Annotated in this window: 19 protein-coding genes and 1 pseudogene; 11 read left to right on the top strand and 9 right to left on the bottom strand. The window is 69.6% G+C overall.

Annotated features, from left to right (window positions below; translation table 11 throughout):
* Window positions 1-60 precede the first annotated feature (60 nt).
* Both ACFWQC_RS23870 and ACFWQC_RS23875 read left to right on the top strand, forming a co-directional pair.
* On the top strand, window positions 61-1,452 hold the full coding sequence (locus ACFWQC_RS23870) for an FAD-binding oxidoreductase (protein ID WP_378683836.1): 1,392 nt from the start codon (window positions 61-63) through the stop codon (window positions 1,450-1,452).
* On the top strand, window positions 1,449-2,774 hold the full coding sequence (locus tag ACFWQC_RS23875) for a class I SAM-dependent methyltransferase (RefSeq protein WP_378683838.1): 1,326 nt from the start codon (window positions 1,449-1,451) through the stop codon (window positions 2,772-2,774). The genes ACFWQC_RS23870 and ACFWQC_RS23875 overlap by 4 nt, the downstream gene beginning before the upstream one ends.
* A gap of 62 nt (window positions 2,775-2,836) precedes the next feature.
* Here the strand turns inward: ACFWQC_RS23875 and ACFWQC_RS23880 are convergent, their stop codons facing one another.
* Window positions 2,837-3,598, bottom strand: coding sequence for a hypothetical protein (locus ACFWQC_RS23880; protein ID WP_378683841.1), 762 nt, complete (start codon window positions 3,596-3,598; stop codon window positions 2,837-2,839).
* A gap of 434 nt (window positions 3,599-4,032) precedes the next feature.
* On the opposite strand from ACFWQC_RS23880, the gene ACFWQC_RS23885 reads away from it, so the two are divergent.
* The gene (locus ACFWQC_RS23885) at window positions 4,033-4,569 is read left to right on the top strand and encodes a pyridoxamine 5'-phosphate oxidase family protein (RefSeq protein ID WP_378683843.1); all 537 of its coding nucleotides are present in this window, start codon (window positions 4,033-4,035) and stop codon (window positions 4,567-4,569) included.
* Window position 4,570: 1 nt separating this feature from the next.
* On the top strand, window positions 4,571-4,909 hold the full coding sequence (locus ACFWQC_RS23890) for a VOC family protein (RefSeq protein ID WP_378683846.1): 339 nt from the start codon (window positions 4,571-4,573) through the stop codon (window positions 4,907-4,909).
* Between the two features lie 31 nt (window positions 4,910-4,940).
* Here ACFWQC_RS23890 and ACFWQC_RS23895 read toward each other — a convergent pair whose 3' ends face one another.
* Window positions 4,941-5,348, bottom strand: coding sequence for an isomerase (locus ACFWQC_RS23895; RefSeq protein WP_378683848.1), 408 nt, complete (start codon window positions 5,346-5,348; stop codon window positions 4,941-4,943).
* A gap of 86 nt (window positions 5,349-5,434) precedes the next feature.
* On the opposite strand from ACFWQC_RS23895, the gene ACFWQC_RS23900 reads away from it, so the two are divergent.
* The 3 genes from ACFWQC_RS23900 to era are packed head-to-tail and all read left to right on the top strand — an operon-like array spanning window position 5,435 to window position 8,026.
* A complete protein-coding gene (locus ACFWQC_RS23900; RefSeq protein ID WP_378683851.1) occupies window positions 5,435-6,235 on the top strand; it encodes a helix-turn-helix domain-containing protein in 801 nt (266 codons plus the stop codon).
* A 52-nt stretch (window positions 6,236-6,287) separates the two neighbouring features.
* Window positions 6,288-7,082 carry a siderophore-interacting protein gene (locus ACFWQC_RS23905; RefSeq protein ID WP_378683853.1) on the top strand — a complete coding sequence of 265 codons (795 nt, stop codon included), beginning with the start codon at window positions 6,288-6,290 and terminating at the stop codon, window positions 7,080-7,082.
* Window positions 7,079-8,026 carry a GTPase Era gene (gene era, locus ACFWQC_RS23910; protein WP_378683856.1) on the top strand — a complete coding sequence of 316 codons (948 nt, stop codon included), beginning with the start codon at window positions 7,079-7,081 and terminating at the stop codon, window positions 8,024-8,026. The genes ACFWQC_RS23905 and era overlap by 4 nt, the downstream gene beginning before the upstream one ends.
* A gap of 36 nt (window positions 8,027-8,062) precedes the next feature.
* On the opposite strand, the gene ACFWQC_RS23915 is transcribed toward era, so the two are convergent.
* The 4 genes from ACFWQC_RS23915 to ACFWQC_RS23930 form a co-directional block, all read right to left on the bottom strand.
* Window positions 8,063-8,881 (bottom strand): septum formation family protein, encoded by an 819-nt coding sequence (locus ACFWQC_RS23915; protein ID WP_378683859.1) that lies wholly within the window; start codon window positions 8,879-8,881, stop codon window positions 8,063-8,065.
* A 2-nt stretch (window positions 8,882-8,883) separates the two neighbouring features.
* Window positions 8,884-9,717 carry a septum formation family protein gene (locus ACFWQC_RS23920; RefSeq protein ID WP_378683862.1) on the bottom strand — a complete coding sequence of 278 codons (834 nt, stop codon included), beginning with the start codon at window positions 9,715-9,717 and terminating at the stop codon, window positions 8,884-8,886.
* Between the two features lie 61 nt (window positions 9,718-9,778).
* The gene (locus ACFWQC_RS23925) at window positions 9,779-10,279 is read right to left on the bottom strand and encodes a flavodoxin family protein (RefSeq protein WP_378683865.1); all 501 of its coding nucleotides are present in this window, start codon (window positions 10,277-10,279) and stop codon (window positions 9,779-9,781) included.
* Window positions 10,279-10,677 (bottom strand): pyridoxamine 5'-phosphate oxidase family protein, encoded by a 399-nt coding sequence (locus ACFWQC_RS23930; protein WP_355018161.1) that lies wholly within the window; start codon window positions 10,675-10,677, stop codon window positions 10,279-10,281. The genes ACFWQC_RS23925 and ACFWQC_RS23930 overlap by 1 nt, the downstream gene beginning before the upstream one ends.
* Window positions 10,678-10,871: 194 nt before the next feature.
* Between ACFWQC_RS23930 and leuA the strand changes: the two genes are divergently transcribed.
* The gene (gene leuA / locus ACFWQC_RS23935) at window positions 10,872-12,632 is read left to right on the top strand and encodes a 2-isopropylmalate synthase (RefSeq protein WP_378683868.1); all 1,761 of its coding nucleotides are present in this window, start codon (window positions 10,872-10,874) and stop codon (window positions 12,630-12,632) included.
* On the opposite strand, the gene ACFWQC_RS23940 is transcribed toward leuA, so the two are convergent.
* Complete coding sequence (locus tag ACFWQC_RS23940; protein WP_378683871.1) at window positions 12,613-13,575, bottom strand: DMT family transporter; 963 nt, start codon at window positions 13,573-13,575, stop codon at window positions 12,613-12,615. The two genes, leuA and ACFWQC_RS23940, sit on opposite strands and share 20 nt — an antisense overlap.
* Window positions 13,576-13,642: 67 nt before the next feature.
* Here ACFWQC_RS23940 and ACFWQC_RS23945 point away from each other — a divergent pair, with 67 nt between their 5' ends.
* Window positions 13,643-15,019 (top strand): PLP-dependent aminotransferase family protein, encoded by a 1,377-nt coding sequence (locus ACFWQC_RS23945; protein WP_378683874.1) that lies wholly within the window; start codon window positions 13,643-13,645, stop codon window positions 15,017-15,019.
* 6 nt (window positions 15,020-15,025) lie between these two features.
* Here ACFWQC_RS23945 and ACFWQC_RS23950 read toward each other — a convergent pair whose 3' ends face one another.
* The gene (locus ACFWQC_RS23950) at window positions 15,026-16,741 is read right to left on the bottom strand and encodes a protein kinase (RefSeq protein ID WP_378683877.1); all 1,716 of its coding nucleotides are present in this window, start codon (window positions 16,739-16,741) and stop codon (window positions 15,026-15,028) included.
* 78 nt (window positions 16,742-16,819) lie between these two features.
* Window positions 16,820-17,635: an ion transporter gene (locus ACFWQC_RS23955; RefSeq protein ID WP_378683879.1), complete on the bottom strand. Its 816-nt coding sequence runs from the start codon at window positions 17,633-17,635 to the stop codon at window positions 16,820-16,822.
* Between the two features lie 123 nt (window positions 17,636-17,758).
* Between ACFWQC_RS23955 and recO the strand changes: the two genes are divergently transcribed.
* Window positions 17,759-18,487 carry a DNA repair protein RecO gene (gene recO, locus ACFWQC_RS23960; protein WP_355018167.1) on the top strand — a complete coding sequence of 243 codons (729 nt, stop codon included), beginning with the start codon at window positions 17,759-17,761 and terminating at the stop codon, window positions 18,485-18,487.
* A 342-nt stretch (window positions 18,488-18,829) separates the two neighbouring features.
* Window positions 18,830-19,639, top strand: a pseudogene (locus ACFWQC_RS23965) (YibE/F family protein); the annotation flags it as partial.
* Window positions 19,640-19,724 lie beyond the last annotated feature (85 nt).

Consider the following 19,724-nt stretch of genomic DNA (forward strand, 5'->3'; position numbering starts at 1 on the left):
TAAGCGACCGAACGTGAAAATCGAAACCCGAGATCCCAGGGCGCGAGTAAAGTGCGTGGAGTGACGGGTGAGACTGGTTGGCAACGACACACCGAGGCCGTCGAGCGCCTGACGGCTTCCTACGCGAGGATTCCTGACGGCGCTCCTGTCAGACTGGCCAAACGCACCACCAACCTCTTCCGGGCCCGGGCGGCGACCGATGCCCCCGGTCTCGACGTCTCCGGCCTGGGCGGCGTGATCGAGGTCGATGCCGAGGCGGGCACTGCCGACGTACAGGGGATGTGCACCTACGAGGACCTCGTCGACGCCACCTTGGCGCACGAGATGATCCCGTACGTCGTCCCGCAGCTGCGCACGATCACGCTCGGTGGCGCGGTGACCGGGATGGGCATCGAGTCCACCTCGTTCCGCAACGGGATGCCGCACGAGTCGGTGCTGGAGATGGACATCTTGACCGGGGCGGGCGAGATCGTCACGACCCGACCCGGGGACGACCTCTTCGACACCTTCCCCAACTCCTACGGCTCCCTCGGCTACGCCACCCGGCTCAAGATCAAGCTGGAGAAGGTGCCGGGCTACGTCGCGCTGCGCCACGTACGTTTCGACGACCTCGGCCTGCTCACCAAGACGATCGCGCAGATCACCGAGAGCAGGAGGTACGAGGGGGAGCGGGTCGACGGGCTCGACGGTGTCGCGTTCGAGCCGGGGGAGTACTACCTGACCCTCGCGACCTGGACCGAGAAGGCCACCCGGACTCCCAGCGACTACGGCGGCCAGCAGATCTACTACCGCTCGATCCAAGAGCGTGAGACTGACCTGCTGACGACCTACGACTACCTGTGGCGCTGGGACACCGACTGGTTCTGGTGCTCGGGCGCCTTCGGCGCGCAGAACAAGTACCTCCGCAGGGTGTGGCCGCGCCGGCTGCGGCGCTCGGACGTCTACATGAAGCTGGTCGGCCTGGACCGGAGGTTCGGCATCGCCGACAAGCTCGACGCGCGTGCCGGACGACTCCTGCGGGAACGGGTGATCCAGGACATCGAGGTCCCGGTGGAGAACCTTCCGGCGTTCCTGGAGTGGTTCGACGCCGAGATCGGGATGCGGCCGGTGTGGCTGTGTCCGCTGGTCTCCCAGGGGACGGGGCCACTTCGTTCAGACCCAGGAGGGAAATGGCCGACCTACCCGCTCGAGGCGGGCCGGACGTACGTCAACGTCGGTTTCTGGGGCACGGTCCACGTCGGCCCCGGAGCCGTCAACGCCCCCAAGAACCGTGCGATCGAGGAACAGGTCCACGAGCTCGGCGGGCATAAATCGCTCTACTCCGAGGCGTTCTACGACAAGGATGTCTTCGACGCTCTCTATGACGGGGACAACCTCGCTGCCGTGAAGGCGAGGTATGACCCTGGCAACCGGTTGACCGATCTGTACAGCAAGGCGGTGAAGAGACTGTGAACCACATTGCAGAGACCATCAACGAACTCTTCGAGGGTGGGCTGCCCATCAAGCTCACCGCGTACGACGGCAGTGTCGCCGGCGACAAGGACTCTCCCTTCGGGATGGAGATCCTCAACCCGCGCGGGCTCGCGTTCCTGCTGACCGCGCCGGGAGACCTCGGGCTGGCACGTGCCTACGTCAGCGGTGACATGGCCCTGCACGGCATCCATCCGGGCGACCCCTACCCGCTCCTGGACCTGATCCTGGACAAGACCGACTTCAAGCGGCCAAGCCCTCGGGAGACGGTCGACATGGTGCGCGCGCTCGGGGTGAAGAACTTCGTCCCGCCCAAGCCACCGCCGCAGGAGCACCTGCCGGCATGGCGGCGGCGGGCCGAGAACGTACGCCATCTCTCCGGTCGCGCGATCAGCGCGCTGCCGTGGACGCGGCACTCGCCCGAGCGCGACGCCGACGCGATCCACCACCACTACGACGTCTCCAACACCTTCTACGAGTACGTCCTCGGCCCGTCGATGACCTACACCTGTGCGCTCTACCCGACCGATGACGCCACGCTCGAGGAGGCGCAGGCGGCCAAGTACGACCTGATCTGCCGCAAGCTCGGGCTCGAGCCAGGCATGCGGCTGCTCGACATCGGCTGCGGCTGGGGCGGGATGGTGCGCCACGCGGCCAAGCACTACGGCGTCAAGGCGCTCGGTGTCACGCTCTCGCGCGAGCAGGCCAGCTGGGCCCAGAAGGCGATCAAGGCCGATCGTCTCGACGACGTCGCCGAGGTGCGCTTCTCCGACTACCGCGACGTGGGCGAGGGGGACCCTTCGACAGGCTCAGGACATCGCTTCGACGCGGTCAGCTCCATCGGGCTCACCGAGCACATCGGCGTGGCCAACTACCCGGCTTACTTCGGCTTCATCAAGAGCAAGCTGCGCGACGGGGGCCGGCTGCTCAACCACTGCATCACCCGTCCCGACAACGCCTCCCGGGCGACCGGTGCCTTCATCGACCGCTACATCTTTCCCGACGGCGAGCTGATCGGCTCGGGCACCATCGTCTCCGCGGTCGAGAACGCCGGGCTCGAGGTGCAGCACCACGAGAACATCCGGGTCCACTACGCCAAGACGCTCACGGCGTGGAACGACAACCTCCGCGACAACTGGGACGCCTGCGTCGACGAGGTCGGCCCCGGCACCGCGAAGGTCTGGGGCATCTACATGGCCGGTTCCCGGATCGGCTTCGAGCGCAACAACATCCAGCTCCACCACGTGCTCGCGACCAAGACGGTCGACGGGCTCTCCGGCTACCCGCTGCGGCACGCCTTCTGAGTAGCTGAGTGGGCGAAAGTGGCAGTTCGGACCGCGGTCCGGCTGCCACCTTCGCCCACTCGCTATGAGACTTCGGGCAACCGCCATGCGCGTCGCATGGCCGCCGTTCCGGTCTTCGAGAAGAGTGACCCCTCCAGGAGCTTCCACCATGGTCGGATGTCATCGACGGTGAGCTCTCGGCCGAGCGCATCCATCGCCGCCCGGAGGATCAGCCAGCTGTCGTGGCGGACCTGGCTCGCGATCCATCCGTGGCGTACGTATTCGGCCTTGGCGAGGTCCGCATCCCTTCCCCTGTCGCGGCGGTACTGCCCGCGCTCACGGTGCTGTGCTCCGTCGTACTCCTGCAGCGTTCTGGTCCCGGTCACCACGAGATCGGCTCGCCCGATGAAGACGCCACGGGCGTCGTGGATGTCCACCTGTGGCTCGACGTCGACCCCGCACGCGGTGTGCAGGATCCGCAGGACGGACTCCCAGGCGGACTCGGAGCGCCGGTCGCACCAGCGCAACGCCTCGCTCAGCCGACGTGAGCCCGGTCGACCAGTGGCTGCGGCGGCCTGGAGATCGGCGAGCGTGCACTTCTCCAGATGGAGGGCGCTGTCGATCAGGACCACCAGATCCAAGACGCCGAGGTCGCGTGCGCAGGCCAGAGCTGCATCGGGCACCGGCGCGACCCGAAGATCGTCGAGCGAGATGGCTGCCGGTGGCCGCGGGTGTCGGCTGATCCGCAACTCGGGCCGGCGTATCCGCGCGGACGACTCGTGGAGCGCCACGAAGACCGGCAGATCGTCGGGCGCCGGCGGGAGCCAGAGGTCGTGAAGCCGCATGGCGGTCAACCCGGTGAGAACGGCCGAACCGGGAAGAACATCTGTCCATGCCGCCAGCTCGGCTCGCCACCGGGAGTCACCGTCGAGCCCCGCTGGCACGTACACGCCGTTCCCGACCCGCTCCCAGGTCGGACCTCGCCGCCGAGGTTGTCGCGGACGCCGTCGGCGGGTGGTCTTTCGCGGTGCGTCGCCCGTGAAGACCGTCGATGTGTCCTCAAGGCGTTGACCTTCGGTATCGATGAGATCCATGGGGCTCAGCATCGCTGTGACCACCGACACCCCTGGTCGACGGCCATCGAGAGTGGGCGAAAGTGGCAGGTTGGAGCGCGGTCTGGCTGTCACCTTCGCCCACTCGTTTGTGGCACGGTGTCGGAATCGGCCTTTTCTGTTCGTGGAGTAGGTGAAACATCCTGTTCCAGCCGAAGGAGACAGTCATGGAGACCCACAACCTCGCCGAGATGTACGACGCCCCGCCGATGTCCTGGGCGGAGGTGACCGCTCGCCTGGACCAGGGCTTCAACCAGGGGCCCGGGTCGCAGGAGGGTGAGCCCGGGCGCTACACGACCTGGGTGAGCACGATCAACGCCGACGGCGGTCCGCACGTGAACGCCGTCGGCGCGATCTGGCTCGACGGCAGCTTCTACCTGGTCACGGGGCCTGGAACGCGGCGTGGCCGCAACCACGCCCGCGATCCCCGCTGCGCGCTGTCGCTCTCGGTCCGTGAGTTCGACCTGGTCGTGGAGGGCCGCGTGGCGCGGGTCCTCGGCGACGAGCTCGAGCGCGTGGCCAAGCACTACCACGACGACGAGGGCTGGCCGGCCGAGGTCGACGAGTCGGGCGAGGCCGTCACGGCGCCGTTCAACGCGCAGAGCGCCGGCCCGGCGCCCTGGCACGTCTTCCGCATCGACGCGACCTCCGCCCATGCGGTCGCGACCGTCGAGCCCTACGGCGCGACCCGCTGGAGGTTCTGAGATGACCGACCTGTTCGCCGGACTTCCGGTAGCGGACCTGGCCCGAGCGGCCCGTTGGTACGAGGTGCTGCTCGGTGGCCCGCCGGCCTTCTACCCCAACGACGCCGAGGCCGTCTTCGAGGTGGTCGAGCACGGCTACCTCTACGTCGAGGTGAGGCCGGAGCTCGCAGGCCGTGGCTTCGTCACCCTCTTCGTCGACGACCTGGACGCCCGCCTCGCCGCGATGGCCGACCGCGGCCTGCGGCCGGAGTCGCAGGAGACGTACGACAACGGGGTCCGCAAGACCATCTTCCGCGATCCTGACGGCAACGAGGTCGGGCTCGGCGGTGGCCCCGCCTGATCAGGCCGGGACCGGGAGACCGTGGAACACCTCAGGCCTCCTCGTGGTGGGCGTCGGGATCGAAGCCGGCGGGGGCGCGATCGATGAACGCGGTGATCGCGGCGATCCGTCCGGACCCGTCCAGATCGAGGACGTCGGTGCCCTCGGCGAACGAGCCCTCCTCCTTGCGGATCTCCCAGCGCACGCGGACGTGCTTGTGGTGCGAGTCGGGCTCGGCGCGGGCCACGAACGTGTAGTCGCCGACGCCCTCGGTGAACTGGCGGGTGAAGTCGATCAGCGCCTCGAGGCCGGCGGACTCGCCGATCGGGGTGGAACGAGCGACGTCGTCGGCGAACAGGGTGGCGCCGAGGGTGCGCTGCTCCTCGGCGGAGAGGTTCCAGAACGAGACGTACGCCTCGGCGGTGGCGGCAGGTGAACGGGGTGTGGTTTCAGTCGTCATGGCCAAGACGATCCGCCTTCGGGTGAGCCCTGTCGATTACCTCTTGGGTAGTTGCCGCACCGCGCTCCGCCCGGCAGCCTGGGTGCATGACAACGGCCCAGCTGAGCGTCGGAGAGCTGCTTCGGGACTGGCGTGAGCGGCGCCGCCGCTCGCAGCTCGAGGTGGCGATCGCGGCCGACGTGTCGGCCCGCCACCTCAGCTTCATCGAGACCGGACGGTCGGGGCCGAGCCGGACGATGATCGAGCGGCTCTGCGAGGAGCTCGAGGTGCCGCTGCGCGAGCGCAACCGGCTCTATCTCGCTGCGGGGTTCGCGCCCGTCTACCAGGAGCGGCCGCTCGACGACCTCGGGGTCGCCAGGTCCGCGGTCGAGGCGGTGCTCACCGCCCACGAGCCCTATCCGGCCTGTGCGGTCGACGTGCGCTGGGACATGGTGGCGACCAACCGGCCCATGGAGCTCTTCCTGGCTCCGCTGTCGGAGGCGCTGCGGCAGCCGCGGCTCAACATGCTGCGCGCGACGCTGCATCCCGACGGTCTGGCGGCGCAGATCCGCAACTACACCCAGTGGCGGGCCCACGTCGTCGGCCGCATCCGCCGGCAGCTCGACCGCACCGCGGCCGAGGGGCTCGTCGAGCTCCTCGAAGACGTGGAGGGCTATCCGGTGCCACCCGGGGCCGACGTGGCGGCGCCGGCGGTCACGGCGAGGGACGGCGCCTTGCCGGTGCTGCCGCTGCTGCTGCGTACGGGCCTCGGAGATCTGTCCTTCCTCTACGTCCTCTCCGTGATCGGCGCGCCTCGTGACGTGACGGTCGACGAGATCGCCGTGGAGGCGATGTTCCCGGCCGACGACGCGACTCGAGAGGCTCTGCTCGCCATCAGCCACGAATGAGTGCGGCGCTGATGCGGGCGGGCCGCGTCTGCGCGGATAACCTTGAGGCGATATGAGTGTCAAGGCCCAGCAGTACGCCGCGGAGGTGCTGCGGCGCGAGCAGATCACGCCCCACCTCGTACGTCTGGTGCTCGGCGGTCCCGGCCTGGCCGGGTTCGAGTCCACCGGGATCCCCGACGAATGGGTCGGGCTGATCGTCCCGGGGCAGTTCCAGTCGCGCTACTACACCGTCCGGTCGTGGGCTCCGTCCGATTCTGGGGTTGGCGAGCTGACCCTCGACGTCGTCGTCCACGATGTCGGTCTGGTGACCGAGTGGGCCACGCGCACCGACCCCGTGGGGCAGACGGTCACGATCACCGAGCCCAAGGGCTCCTACGCCGCGCCCGAGGGCGCGCAGTGGCTGCTGCTGGTCGGCGACCTGACCGCGATGCCGGCCATGGCGCGGATCGCCGAGAGCACCACGCTGCCGACGCGGATCTGGGCCGAGACCCCCGACGACCTGCCCGGATATCTCCCGGAGACCGCCGAGGTCACCTGGTCCACGCCGCCGTCGGAGACCTCCTCCGACCTGGCGGCGGCCGTGGAGAAGATCGAGTGGCCCGAAGGCGACGGCTACTTCTGGATGGCCGGTGAGTCCAGCCAGATGCGGGCGATCCGCAAGCATCTGATGCGCGAGCAAAAGCTCGACTCCCACGCCTACGACGTGATGGGCTACTGGCGCGGTGGCGGCCAGAAGCGGCAGCCGCGCTCGGTCGATCCCGGACCCGTGTGGCGTGAGGGCAAGGCCCAGGGGCTCACCGATGAGCAGATCTGGCAGCGATACGACGAGCAACAGGAGCAACAGTGACCGAGCCGAGCCCGGCGCCGCCAGCACCAGAATTCCGGAGCGGCTTCGTGTCGTTCGTCGGACGCCCCAACGCGGGCAAGTCCACCCTGACCAACGCGCTGGTCGGCACCAAGGTGGCGATCACCTCCGACAAGCCGCAGACCACCCGCACCGTGGTCAAGGGCATCGTCCACCGGCCCGACGGCCAGCTGATCCTGGTCGACACCCCGGGCATCCACCGGCCGCGTACGCTGCTCGGCGAGCGCCTCAACGACCTCGTCGAGGCCACCTGGACCGAGGTCGACGTGGTCGCGATCTGCTTCCCGTGCAACGAGAAGATCGGCCCCGGTGACCGCCGGATCGCGGAGAACGCCAACAAGCTCAAGAAGGGCATCAAGCGGGTCGCGATCGCCACCAAGACCGACCTCGCCACCCCCGAGCAGATCGGCGAGCACCTGATGTCGATCCAGACCCTTGGGGCCGAGCTCGGCATCGAGTGGGCCGAGATCGTCCCGGTCTCCAGCGTCGGCGGCGACCAGGTCGACCTCCTCGGTGACCTGCTGATCAAGCTCCTCCCCGAGGGACCGCCGCTCTACCCCGACGGCGAGCTCACCGACTCTCCCGAGGAGATCATCATCGCTGAGCTCATCCGCGAGGCAGCCCTGGAAGGCGTACGCGACGAGCTTCCGCACTCCATCGCCGTCGTCGTCGAGGAGATGCGGCTTCGTGAGGACCGCGCGGAGGACAAGCCGCTGATGGACATCCACGCCTTCCTCTACGTCGAGCGCGACTCCCAGAAGGGCATCGTGATCGGCCACAAGGGCTCACGGCTCAAGGACGTCGGTCAGCGCGCGCGCCTGCAGATCAAGGAGCTGCTCGGCATGCCCGTCTACCTCGACCTGCACGTCAAGATCGCCAAGGACTGGCAGCGGGATCCGCGGCAGCTGAGGAAACTCGGCTTCTGAACGTGCGCCGACTCGGCGTTTCCCGGCTTCGCTTCGCTACGCCGGGGCCCAGCAGATCCCGTAGGTCTGCCCGCCCTGCCACTGCTCGGCGCTGGGGAACTCCCAGGACCACTCGTACTTGAGCGGGTCGTCGGCGACCTCGGCGGCAGCGGCCTTGCAGTCCTCGGCGCCGGCGCTGTTGACCTTCGCCTCGCCGGGGTACTTCCCGGAGCCGAGGTCGATGACCGACAGGGCCCGCCAGGTGTGCTTGAGGGAGCATGGGACGCGCTTGAAGGATTCGGACTTCGGCGAGGCCGTGCCGCACATCCTGAACGGCTCGGCGGTGTCGGAGTCGCCCAGGACGCCCTTCATGTTGCCCTTGAGGGTCATCAAGGCCTTGGGGCCGGCGATGCCGATGATGTCGCAGCGGAACCAGTTGGCGCCGGCCTCGGACTCCTTGATCGTCGGCGTGAACCAGACCGGGCGCAGCATCGAGAGGCGCAGGTCGTCGGCGTCGCCACCGAGGTACTTGGTGACCTTGTTGGGGCACGCCTCGGCCACCTGGGCCGCGACCTGCTCCGAGTCGACGGCGACGAGGTGGCCGTCGACGACGTTCCTCAGCCGGCCGACGGCGTACGTCTGGGTGGTGTGCTTGCCCTTGCAGGTGACCGCGGTGCCGCCGGCGGTCGGGGCCAGCGCCTCGTCGTAGGTGAGGTTGTAGCAGGCCCCCTCCTTCGGGGCCGGCGCCGCAGATGCGGAGGCGGAGGGAGGCGCCGACGAGGGCGACGGGGCCGACTTCGGCTCGCCTCCGCCGCAACCGGCGAGAACCATGGCCCCCACGACGACGAGAGCCCCCCACAGCCTGTACGAAACCATGCTCACTCCTCGGTCACCGCCCAGCAGACCGCCCAGCGGTTGCCGGCGTTCCACTCCTTCTCTCCAAACCATGTGTACCCGTAGTCGAAGCTTTCCGGGTAACCCAACCAGGCCTGGACCGAGCCCTTGCAGTACTGCGTGGCCTTCTTCTTGGACTCCGCGACACCGAGGAACTTGGTCTTGGCCTCGCCCAGCTTGATGGTCGTGACCGCGCGCATCTGGTGCGGCTCGGAGCAGGGCACCTTCGGGGAGGCGACGCTCTTGCCTGCGGCGCACACCATCCAGCGGTCCTCGACGTCCTCGACCTTCTTGACCTTGAGGAGGTTGCGGGTGGTGGTCGGCAGGTCGACGTACTCGGCGCCCTGCTGGCCGCCGCCGACCACGTCGCAGCGGATCCAGCGAGCGCCCTCCTCCCAGGCCTTCTCCGAGGGTCCGAAGTAGACGTGGGAGAGCATCGAGCGCATCAGGAGGCTCTGGTCGGAGCCGACGTACTTCTCCAGCAGCTTGCGGCACTGGCTGAAGGCCCACTCGTTGACCTTCTCGTCGCCGTACTCCGCGTCCTTGAACTCGTCCGGGAGCGGTCCGGCGCCGAAGGTCTCGGCGTTGTGCGGCTCGTCGCAGGCGACGTACTTGTCGAAGTTGTAGGCCTCGGCAACATCCTCGTGGGTGAGGTTGCGGCACTTGCCGACCTCGGGCAGCGCGGTCGAGTCCACCTGCTTCGGGTCCTCGCCCTTCGCAGCCGCCCGGTCACCGCCGCAACCGCTGAGCGCGAGGACGGCGAGCACCACGATCAGGAGCGACAGAGATGTCGTACGTCTGGGGGTATGGCCGATCACGGGAATCGACTCTACTTGCGAATCCATGAGCAGGCCGAAAGCCCAGAGCAGAAAGCACAGCTCAGGCGAGGACCGCGGCCAGTGTGGCTCCCAGCTCGTACGCCGCCTCGACATGCGCGTCCTCGACGTCTCCCAGGACGTCGAGGATGTCGTAGGACTGGGCCCACCCGAGCGCACCGACGATGGACTGCACCGAGCGGATCGCGCCGGTGGTGTCGTAGCGGCCGTGGACATAGAAGCCATAGGGGCGTTTGGCGGTGGCCCCGGCCGCTGATCCGTCTCCTGGCCCGGCTCCGCCTGAGGGGTCGAGCGAGCCGCCCACGTCCAGGAAGATCGAGTCGAAGAAGTGCTTCAGGGCGCCCGACATGTAGCCGAAGTTGGCGCTCGTGCCGAGCACATAGCCGTCGGCGGCCAGGACATCCTCGGCCGTCGCCTCCAGAGCTGGACGTACGACGACCTCGACGCCCTCGATCTCGGGATCGTTGGCGCCGGAGACCACCGCATCGGTCAGGCGCCGCAGCGACCGGGTGGGGGAGTGGTGGACGACGAGCAGGCGAGGCATCAGCCGTCAGCGCCCAGACGGCGGCCGGTGACCTCCTTGGGGCGCAGCCGCACCCACAACGGACGAGGGCCGGCCGGCCAGGGGTGGAGGTTCTTGACGAGGTCGGGGATCTGGTCCTCGCGGTAGAGGATCTCCGCGCGTCCCTTGAACAGCGCCGACCAGCCCACATGGGTGTCGGGGTCGAGGTCGTCGACCAGCAGCGCGACGGCGCTCTCGTCGATCTGCTCGGCCATCGAGGAATGGGCCGAGGTGCGGATCCAGAGCGCCTCCTCGTGCACGACGTGGTTGACCGGCAGCACCACCGGGCCGCGCGGGCCGTTCCAGCCGATCCGGGAGACCTGGATGTCCGCCGCGAGCCGCCAGGACTCCTCGACCGTGAGCTCTGCCAGTTGGGCCACGCCCGTTCCTCCCATTCGTTGTCGTCCGGTGCCAGTCTGCCAGTTCTGTTCTGTTATTGTTACCGAGTCATGATGCGCAGCCTCCTCCTTAGCTGCCGCAGCGGGGTCTACAGCGTTTGATTCTGGGCCGGGACTCCCCCGCTGCGGAGGTTCGACGTGCGCCGGCACTCGCTTCCATCTGATGAGGATTCCGCATGACCAACCTGAGCAACTCCAGCAACCAGCAGAAGCCGTCGGGGATGCCGTTCGAGCGCTACCGCGCGTTCGTGCCCGTCGACGTACCTGATCGCACCTGGCCCGCCAAGAAGATCACCAAGGCTCCGCGCTGGCTCTCCACCGACCTGCGTGACGGCAACCAGGCCCTGATCGACCCGATGACGCCGGCCCGCAAGCTGCGGATGTTCGAGCTGCTGGTCGCGATGGGCTACAAGGAGATCGAGGTCGGCTTCCCGTCGGCGTCGCAGACCGACTTCGACTTCGTGCGCAAGCTGATCGAGGACGATCGGATCCCTGATGACGTACAGATCTCGGTCCTGACCCAGGCCCGCGAGGACCTCATCTCACGCACGGCGGAGTCGATCGCCGGCGCCCCGCGCGCCACGATCCACCTCTACAACGCCACCGCCGAGCTGTTCCGCCGAGTCGTGTTCAACGTGACCCCGGCCGAGTGCATCGGGATCGCGGTCCGCGGCACCGAGATGGTGATGAAGTACGCCGAGGAGCACGTCCCCGAGCTGATCGGCACCGAGGACTTCGGCTACCAGTACAGCCCGGAGATCTTCACCCAGACCGACACCGACTACGCGCTCGAGGTCTGCGAGCGGGTCTCGGACGTGTGGCAGCCGGAGGCCGGCCGGGAGATCATCCTCAACCTGCCCGCCACCGTGGAGATGTCCACCCCGAACACCTACGCCGACCAGATCGAGTACTTCGGCCGGGGCCTGACCCGCCGCGAGCACTCCGCCATCAGCCTCCACCCGCACAACGACCGCGGCACCGCGGTCGCGGCCACCGAGCTCGGTCTGATGGCCGGCGCCGACCGCGTCGAGGGCTGCCTGTTCGGCCACGGTGAGCGCACCGGCAACGTCGACCTGGTCACCCTGGGCATGAACCTCTTCTCCCAGGGCATCGACCCGCAGATCGACTTCACCGTCGGCGGCGGTATCGACGAGATCCGCCGTACGGTCGAGTACGTCACCAACATCAACGTCCACCCGCGCCACCCCTACGCCGGCGACCTGGTCTACACCGCCTTCTCCGGCTCCCACCAGGACGCCATCAAGAAGGGCCTGGAGGACCTCGACCGGATCGCCGCCGAGGCCGGCAAGCCGACCAGCGAGATCCCGTGGGAGGCGCCCTACCTGCCCATCGACCCCAAGGACGTCGGCCGTACCTACGAGGCCGTCATCCGGGTCAACAGCCAGTCCGGCAAGGGCGGCGTGGCCTACCTGCTCAAGACCGAGCACTCCCTGGACCTGCCGCGCCGTGCGCAGATCGAGTTCAGCCGCGTGGTCCAGCAGCACACCGACTCCGAGGGGGGCGAGGTCAGCCCGGAGGAGATCTGGTCGATCTTCTCCGCCGAGTACCTCGAGCGCGAGGAGCCGTACGCCCTGGAGAGCTGGTCCTCGGTGACCGACGCCGAGGGCGGCGACGAGCAGATCGTCGACCTGCGGGTGCGCGGTGAGGTTCGCACCTACAAGGGTGTCGGCAACGGCCCGGTGGCCGCGTTCGTCGACGCGCTGAAGGATGCCGGCGCCGAGATCCGGGTCCTCGACTACGCCGAGCACGCGCTCTCCGCCGGCGGTGACGCGGCAGCGGCTGCGTACGTCGAGTGTGAGATCGCCGGCGAGATCGTGTGGGGCATCGGCATCCACGAGAACATCGTCACCGCCTCCCTGCGGGCCGTCGTCTGCGCGGCCAACCGCGCCCAGGCGGTCACGATCCCGCGCGGCTGACCTCGGTGCCGCTGCGGGGGCGACCCCGCAGCGGCGTGCCGCGCAGCCCGATCACCAGACCCAGTGCGACCACCGCGGTGCCCAGCCACACCATCGGGCCGGGAACGATGCCGTTGAGCGGTACGCCGAGGGCGGCCGCGGACACTGGCACCAAGCCGGTCAGCAGGCCGGCACGGCCGGAGCCGAGGCGCCTGACCGCGGTGAACCAGAGCAGGAACGCCAGCGTGGTGACGACCGCGGCCAGATGGAGCGCCGCGAGCAGGTCGACGGTGTCGAGCGTGGTGACCGCGGCCGGTCCCTCGGTGGCGACACCGATGACGGCCATCCCGGCGGTGGCCATCCACACCGAGTGGAACGAGACGCCGAAGGCGCCCAGGCGCGGAAGGACGGGCACCGCCAGGAGCGTGAAGCCCGCCTCGCAGACCAGCACCAGGAGCGCGTAGCCGACCCCGGCCGCATCGGTCCTCCCGAAGCCCTCGACCACGACGGCCCCCGCGGTCACGACCATGGCCCCGATGATCACGGTGCGAGCCGGGAGGGTGCGGGTCGCGACCGCCGGGACGACCGCGAGCAGCATCGGGACAGCGGCGACGGCGACGCCGATCACCGCAGGTTCGGCATGGGCGACGCCTCGGACGACGCCGACGTTGAAGAGCACCAGGCCGGCGGTCGCCACCCCGGCCAGCCAGAGCCACTCGCGACCACGCGGCCGCGGCACCCGCCAACCCGTGACCCGCGCGACGGCGAGCAGGAGGAGGGCGGCGAGGGCGTACCGGACGCTCTGCAGGGTGAAGAGCGGGGCGTCGGTGATCGCGGCCGAGACGGCGACGCTGCTGCCGACGCAGACCATCCCGGCCGCAGCGAAGACGATGCCGAGCAGGGTGCCGCGGTTCGGTGCTGCTCCGCCGGCGGTATCGGGGTGTGGGAGGGCTTCGGTGGTCATGTCTACGAGGTTCGCCCGAACTTGGTCTGGCAGACAGATCCAAACCTGACGTGGCAGAGTGGACCAAATGACGGGCGCGGACTTCCTTCAGCTCGACCCGGCCGGAGTGCCGGCGGGCGGGCTGGCGGCCTGGCTCACCGGTGCGCTGCGAGACGCGGTCGCCGATGGCCGGCTCGCGGTCGGGGCCCGGGTGCCGGCGTCGCGCACCCTCGCCACCCAGCTCGGCGTCTCGCGCGGGGTCGTGGTCGAGGCGTACCAGCGGCTCACCGACGAGGGGCTGCTCTCGGCCCGCAGCGGCGGCGGCACCCGGGTGAGCGCGGTCCCCGGAGCCGTACGCCGCCTCGGAGCCGCCACTCGGCTGCCGACTCCCGATCTGGACCTCTCCCCGGGAGTGCCCGACCTCTCGGCCTTTCCGCGGGCCGCATGGGCGAAGGCGTCGCGGGAGGTGCTCACCGAGATCGGCAGCGCCGACCTCGGCTACGGCGACCCGCGCGGCGTACCGGCGCTGCGGGAGGCGCTCGCGGTCTGGCTGGGCCGCACCCGCGGCCTCACGGTCTCGCCCGACGAGATCCTGGTGATCAACGGCGTCGCCCAGGGGCTCGTGCTCCTGGCGCGCTGGCTGGAGGAGCGTGGCCGGACCACTGTCGGCTTCGAGGAGCCGGGGTCGTACGGCGGCCGCGTGCACCTGCAGCGGTGGGGGATGACGACGGTGCCGGTGCCGGTGGACGGTGACGGTCTGGACGTGGCGGCGCTCGATGCCAGCGGTGTCGATGCCGTCGTGGTCACGCCCGCGCACCAGTTCCCGACCGGGGTCGTGCTCTCCCCGCAGCGGCGCCGGGAGCTGGTCGAGTGGGTCCGGGCGGTGCCGCACCGGCTGGTGATCGAGGACGACTACGACGCCGAGCACCGCTACGACCGGCCGCCGGTCGCGGCCGTGAAGGTGCTCGCACCCGACCGGATCGTCCACCTCGGCAGCGTCTCCAAGACGCTCGCGCCCGCGATGCGGATCGGCTGGCTGGTCGCCCCGTCCGGCATGCAGGAGGAGCTGGTCGAGGCGCGCTACTGGCTCGATCTGGCCAGTCCGGCGCTACCCCAGATCACCCTGGCGCGGATGCTCACCTCGGGTGCCTTCGAGCGACACTTGAGACTGGTCCGGCAGCGACACAAGGCTCGCCGCGACGCCCTGCTCGAGGCGCTCGCCGAGCACCTGCCGGCCGTTCGGGTCGGAGGCGTCGCGGCCGGATTGCACGTCCTGGCGACGCTGCCCGAGGGAGTCGACGACGCGGCTCTCGCCACGGCCGCGCTCGAGGCGGGAATCGCCGTCCACCCGTTGAGCCGGCACCGCGAGGGTCAGGGGCCGCCCGGCCTGGTGATCGGCTACGCGGCGACGACCCCTGACCGCCTCCGGGAGGCGGTCAGGCGGCTGGCGCCTCTGGTCTCCTAGGCGTCTCTAGGACTCGACGTCGTACTTCGCGCAGAGACCCAGGCGACTGCCGGCCATCCAGGCGGTCCGGAACGGCGCCTTGAACATCGTCGCGTCCGACGGGCAGCCGCCCAGCCCCTGGATGTTGGTCTCGCTCTGCTCGGGGTAGGCGTCGCCGGTCATCTCGAAGGTGTCGACGATGATGTAGTCGTGGGTGGTCCCGCAGCGGACGACCTTGTCGATCTTGCTGTCGATGCAGGCCCGCAGGTCGGCCGGGAACGGGTCGGGCACCGGGTCCTCGGGCAGGTCGATCATCGGCGCCCCCTGGACCGTCACCCCGACATCGCACCGTACGTAACGGTCGCCGTCGTTCCAGGTGGCCTCCGAGGGCCAGTACCAGCTCACGATGTAGGCGGTGCGGGCCAGCGTCTCGGGGTGCAGTCCGAGGCCGGTCTCCAGGCGGGTGAAGCAGGCGGCCCCGGCGGCCTCGTTGTCGTTGTAGGCCTTCACGTCGGTGGCGACGTGGAAGGTGTAGAGCGTGTGCGGCTCGGCGCAGTCCACCGGCTCCGTCTCATCGACGAACTCGGTCGCCGCGGCGTAGTCGAGATTGCGGCACTCACCGGCCTCGGGTACGTCACTTCCCCCATTGGTCACGAAGAAGATCAGCCCGGCGACGAGCCCGACGACCACCACCGCGGCCAGGCCACCGACCAGGAGCCCGGTGCGCTTCCGCTTCGGCGGGTGCTGCGTCGCGATGCTCGTGGGCACCGTCGTCGGCTGCTCGAAGGGCGATCCGGTCGGCGGGCCGCTGGGTGGACCGCTCGGCGGCCCGCTGGGCGGGGCCGCGGACTTCTGCCACGGCGAGGTGGGCGGGGGAGGCTGGGGCGGGGAATGAGGCTGCGGCCCGGGGGCGACGGGGGTGCCCTTGACCGCGCTGCGGAGCCCGTCGGCGAACGAGCGCGCGTCGGGCCAGCGGTCCTCGGCCCGGGGCTCCAGCGCCCGGGCGATGGCCTGGCTGATCGGGGCCGGGAGGGGACGTACGGAACCTGCCTCGGGCACCCGGGAGGTGAGCCCGAGAGCGGGGGCGGGGGAGCGGCCGGCGAGCAGGGCCCAGGCGACCGCGCCCAGGGCCCGTACGTCGGCGCGGTGGTCGATCGGCAGTGACGGGTCGAGCTGCTCGGGTGCCATGTAGGACGGGGTGCCGATGTCGCGGGTGACCTCGTTGAGCGAGTCGAGCGAGCGGGCCACGCCGAGGTCGGCGATCATCACCCGGCGAGCGCCGGCGGTGCCGCCGGAGGTCTCGGAGGTGAGCAGCAGGTTGGCGGGCTTGATGTCGCGGTGGATCACCCCGCGAGCCTTCAACGCCATGAGTCCGTCCGCGGCCTGCGCGACGATGTCGGCGACCTCGGGCACGTCCAGGCCGCCGGGGGAGCGCTTGAGCAGGTCGGCGACCGAGCCGCCGTCGGCGTACGACATCACGAAGAAGGGGATGCCGGTGCTCGTCTGGCCGATGTCGTAGACACGCACGACATGGGGCGAGTCGACCGAGCGGAGCAGCCGTGCCTCCTGGAGGAAGCGCTTGTGGATCTCCGGGTTCGACACCCACCCGGGGGAGAGCGCCTTGACCGCGACGTGGGAGTCGAGATCGGGGTCGTAGTAGAGCCACACGGAGGCGAAAGCGCCGGCGCCGATGTGGCGGACCTGTTGTAGCCGCCCGAGACTGGTCGGGAAGGTCGCGCTCATGGCGGAATCATGCCCTGAATCCGGCCCGGTGGACTGCGGTGACACCTACTTCAGCGGGTTTCGCAAAGAAATCGAGACCTACTTGCCGAACCGCTCCTGATCCCGCCTGACCGCGGCGTGATCGTCAGAGCCGATGTTCTCCCGCAGTTCCTTGGCGGACTCGCGGATGGCGTCGGAGATGATGTCGTGGACCCGCGGGTCGGCCAGGCCCTGGTCGACCAGGCGCAGCACCGTGTCGGCCACGAGCCGGACGACGTCGTCGTGGAAGGGGAGGTACCTCAGCTTCCCGGCTGCCTGGTCCTGACGGATGAGGTCGATGATGAGGGTGTCGATCTCGGCGCGGTTCTCCTCGATCGCGCTGGAGATGTGCCGGGTGTAGTTGCCGGTCTGGATCACCGCGATCACCTCGTCGAGCACCGCGACCGTGATCGGCTTGCGGATCGCGTCGACGATCGACGCGGAGAACCTTCCGACGACGTACGCCGAGACCCGGTCGCCGAAGGCACGGTCGGCGGCACGCATCAGCCGCACGAAGATGACGACCACCCTCAGCAGCCGGAAGGCGCGGAAGGCCGGGTCCGAGAGCGGGATCATGCCGAGGATCTCGTACCAGTAGAGCGCCAGGAACTTCCAGCCCAGCCCGGACCTGCTCCACCGGAAGCAGAACTCGACGAAGAAGATCCCGCAGATCACGTAGTCGGCGATGATCACCCGGCGCTCCCAGGGCTGGGGCACATCCCAGAAGGTGATCCAGACCAGCAGCGCGACCGAGACGATGGCGAGCACCAGCATCAGCCAGTCGACCACCGTGACCGGCGGTCCGGCGGCGGTGCCGGGCTCGCGGTCGTCGTGCGCGGGGCGGGTCGGCACGGTCGCGATGCCTGCTGAGCTCATGACCGGCACGATAGGAGACGCATCCACCAAAGGCGACGACCCACACGCCTCGTTGCTGTCATGTGGGCCATCAGTCGGTCTGTCGCTGCCGTGGTTGTCGGTGCCGCGCGGCAGAATGGGGTCGTGCCCCTCTACCGCGACGAGGCCATCGTGCTTCGCACCCACAAGCTTGGTGAGGCCGATCGCATCATCACCATGCTCACCCGCCACCACGGACGGGTGCGTGCGGTGGCGAAGGGCGTGCGGCGCACCACCTCGCGGTGGGGTTCGCGGCTGGAGCCGTTCACCCACGTCGACCTGCAGTTCGCCGAGGGGCGCAACCTCGACACGATCACCCAGGCCGAGACGCTCACTCTGTTCCATGCCGGCATCGGGCTGGACTACGACCGCTACACCGCCGGCACCGCGATGCTGGAGACCGCCGACCGGCTGGTCCACGAGGAGGGCGAGCCGGCGCCCCAGCAGTATCTGCTGCTCGTCGGCGGGCTGCGGGTGCTCGCCCAGGGCGACCGGCTTCCCCGCCACGTCCTCGACTCCTACCTGCTCCGCTCGCTGGCTGTCGCCGGCTACGCGCCGAGCTTCGAGGCCTGCGCGCGCTGCGGGCTGGAGGGCCCGCACCGGTGGTTCAACGTGTCCATGGGCGGCGCGCTGTGCACGACCTGCCGGGTGCCGGGCTCGGCGACGCCCTCGCCCGAGACGCTCGGTCACCTCGGTGCGCTGCTCTCAGGTGACTGGGATACCGTCGGCGGCGCCGAGGACCGGACCAGCAGGCAGGCGAGCGGGTTGGTCGCCGCGTACCTCTCCTGGCATCTGGACCGCAACCTGCGCTCGCTGGAATACGTCGAGAGCTGAGGAACGATGGCCCACTCCCACGGCCACTCCCACGGTGGGCACGACGCCGAGGTGGAGGTCGAGGCCCTGCCGCGGATGGTGCTGACCGTCTCGCTCGTGCTCGTAGCCGTCATCACCGTCGTCGGAGCGGCCCTGTGCTGGCCAGACCGTGCCGCGGTCGAGAAGCTCCAGGGGTCGCAGGAGTTCGTCGCCGACGGCGTCGTCTTCGAGACGGCCGAGGTGACCTCGGTCGCCGAGCCGTGCGGCGCCGAGGGCACGCCCAAGGGCTGCAACACCGCCACCGCGACGCTCACCAGCGGACCCGACACCGGCACCGAGGTCGCAGTGGAGATCTCGACTCCGATGGCTCGCTCCGGGCTGGAGACCGGCGACGAGGTCGAGCTGTCCCGCACCGAGAAGGAGGGGGAGGCGACGTACGCCTTCTTCGACGTCAAGCGTGGGCCGCCGCTGCTCCTGCTGGTCGGCCTCTTCGTCGCGTGCGTCGTCGCCGTCGCGCGCCTGCGCGGGCTGATGGCGGTGCTCGGCCTCGGGTTCGCGGGGGCGGTGGTGTGGCTGTTCCTGCTGCCCGCGCTGCTCTCCGGCGAGCCGGCGGCGTGGGTCGCGCTGGTCTCCTCGGTGCTGATCCTCTACGTGGTGCTCTACACCACCCACGGGTTCTCTGTGCGTACGTCGGTGGCGCTCGCCGGCACCCTGGCCGGGGTCGCGGTGACCGCGCTGATCGGCACCTTCGCGATCGGTGCGAGCCGGCTCAGCGGGCTGGGCTCGGAGAGCGGCCAGACGCTCTCCTCGCTCGACGCCGCGCTCGACCTGCAGACCCTGCTGGTCGCCGCGGTGATCATCGCCGGCCTCGGCGCGCTCAACGACGTGACCATCACCCAGGCCTCCGCGGTGTGGGAGCTGCGCGCCGCCGGCCCGGACACCTCACGCTGGGACGTCTTCCGCGGCGCGATGCGGATCGGCCGCGACCACGTCGCCTCGACGATCTACACGATCGTGTTCGCCTACGTCGGCAGCGCGCTCACCCTGCTGCTGGTGATCCAGCTCTACGACCGCACCTTCCTCTCACTGCTGACGACTGAGCAGATGGCCGGCGAGATCGTCGCCACCATGGCCGCGGGCATCGGGGTCGTCCTGGCGATGCCGATCACCACGATCATCGGCGCCCTGACCGTCCCCGGTCCGGCCGGACGACCTGAGGAGATGGAGTACGACGCGCCCCGGCGCCAGCTGGTCCCGC

Source organism: Nocardioides sp. NPDC058538 (assembly GCF_042719275.1).
In the GTDB taxonomy this organism is placed as follows: domain Bacteria; phylum Actinomycetota; class Actinomycetes; order Propionibacteriales; family Nocardioidaceae; genus Nocardioides.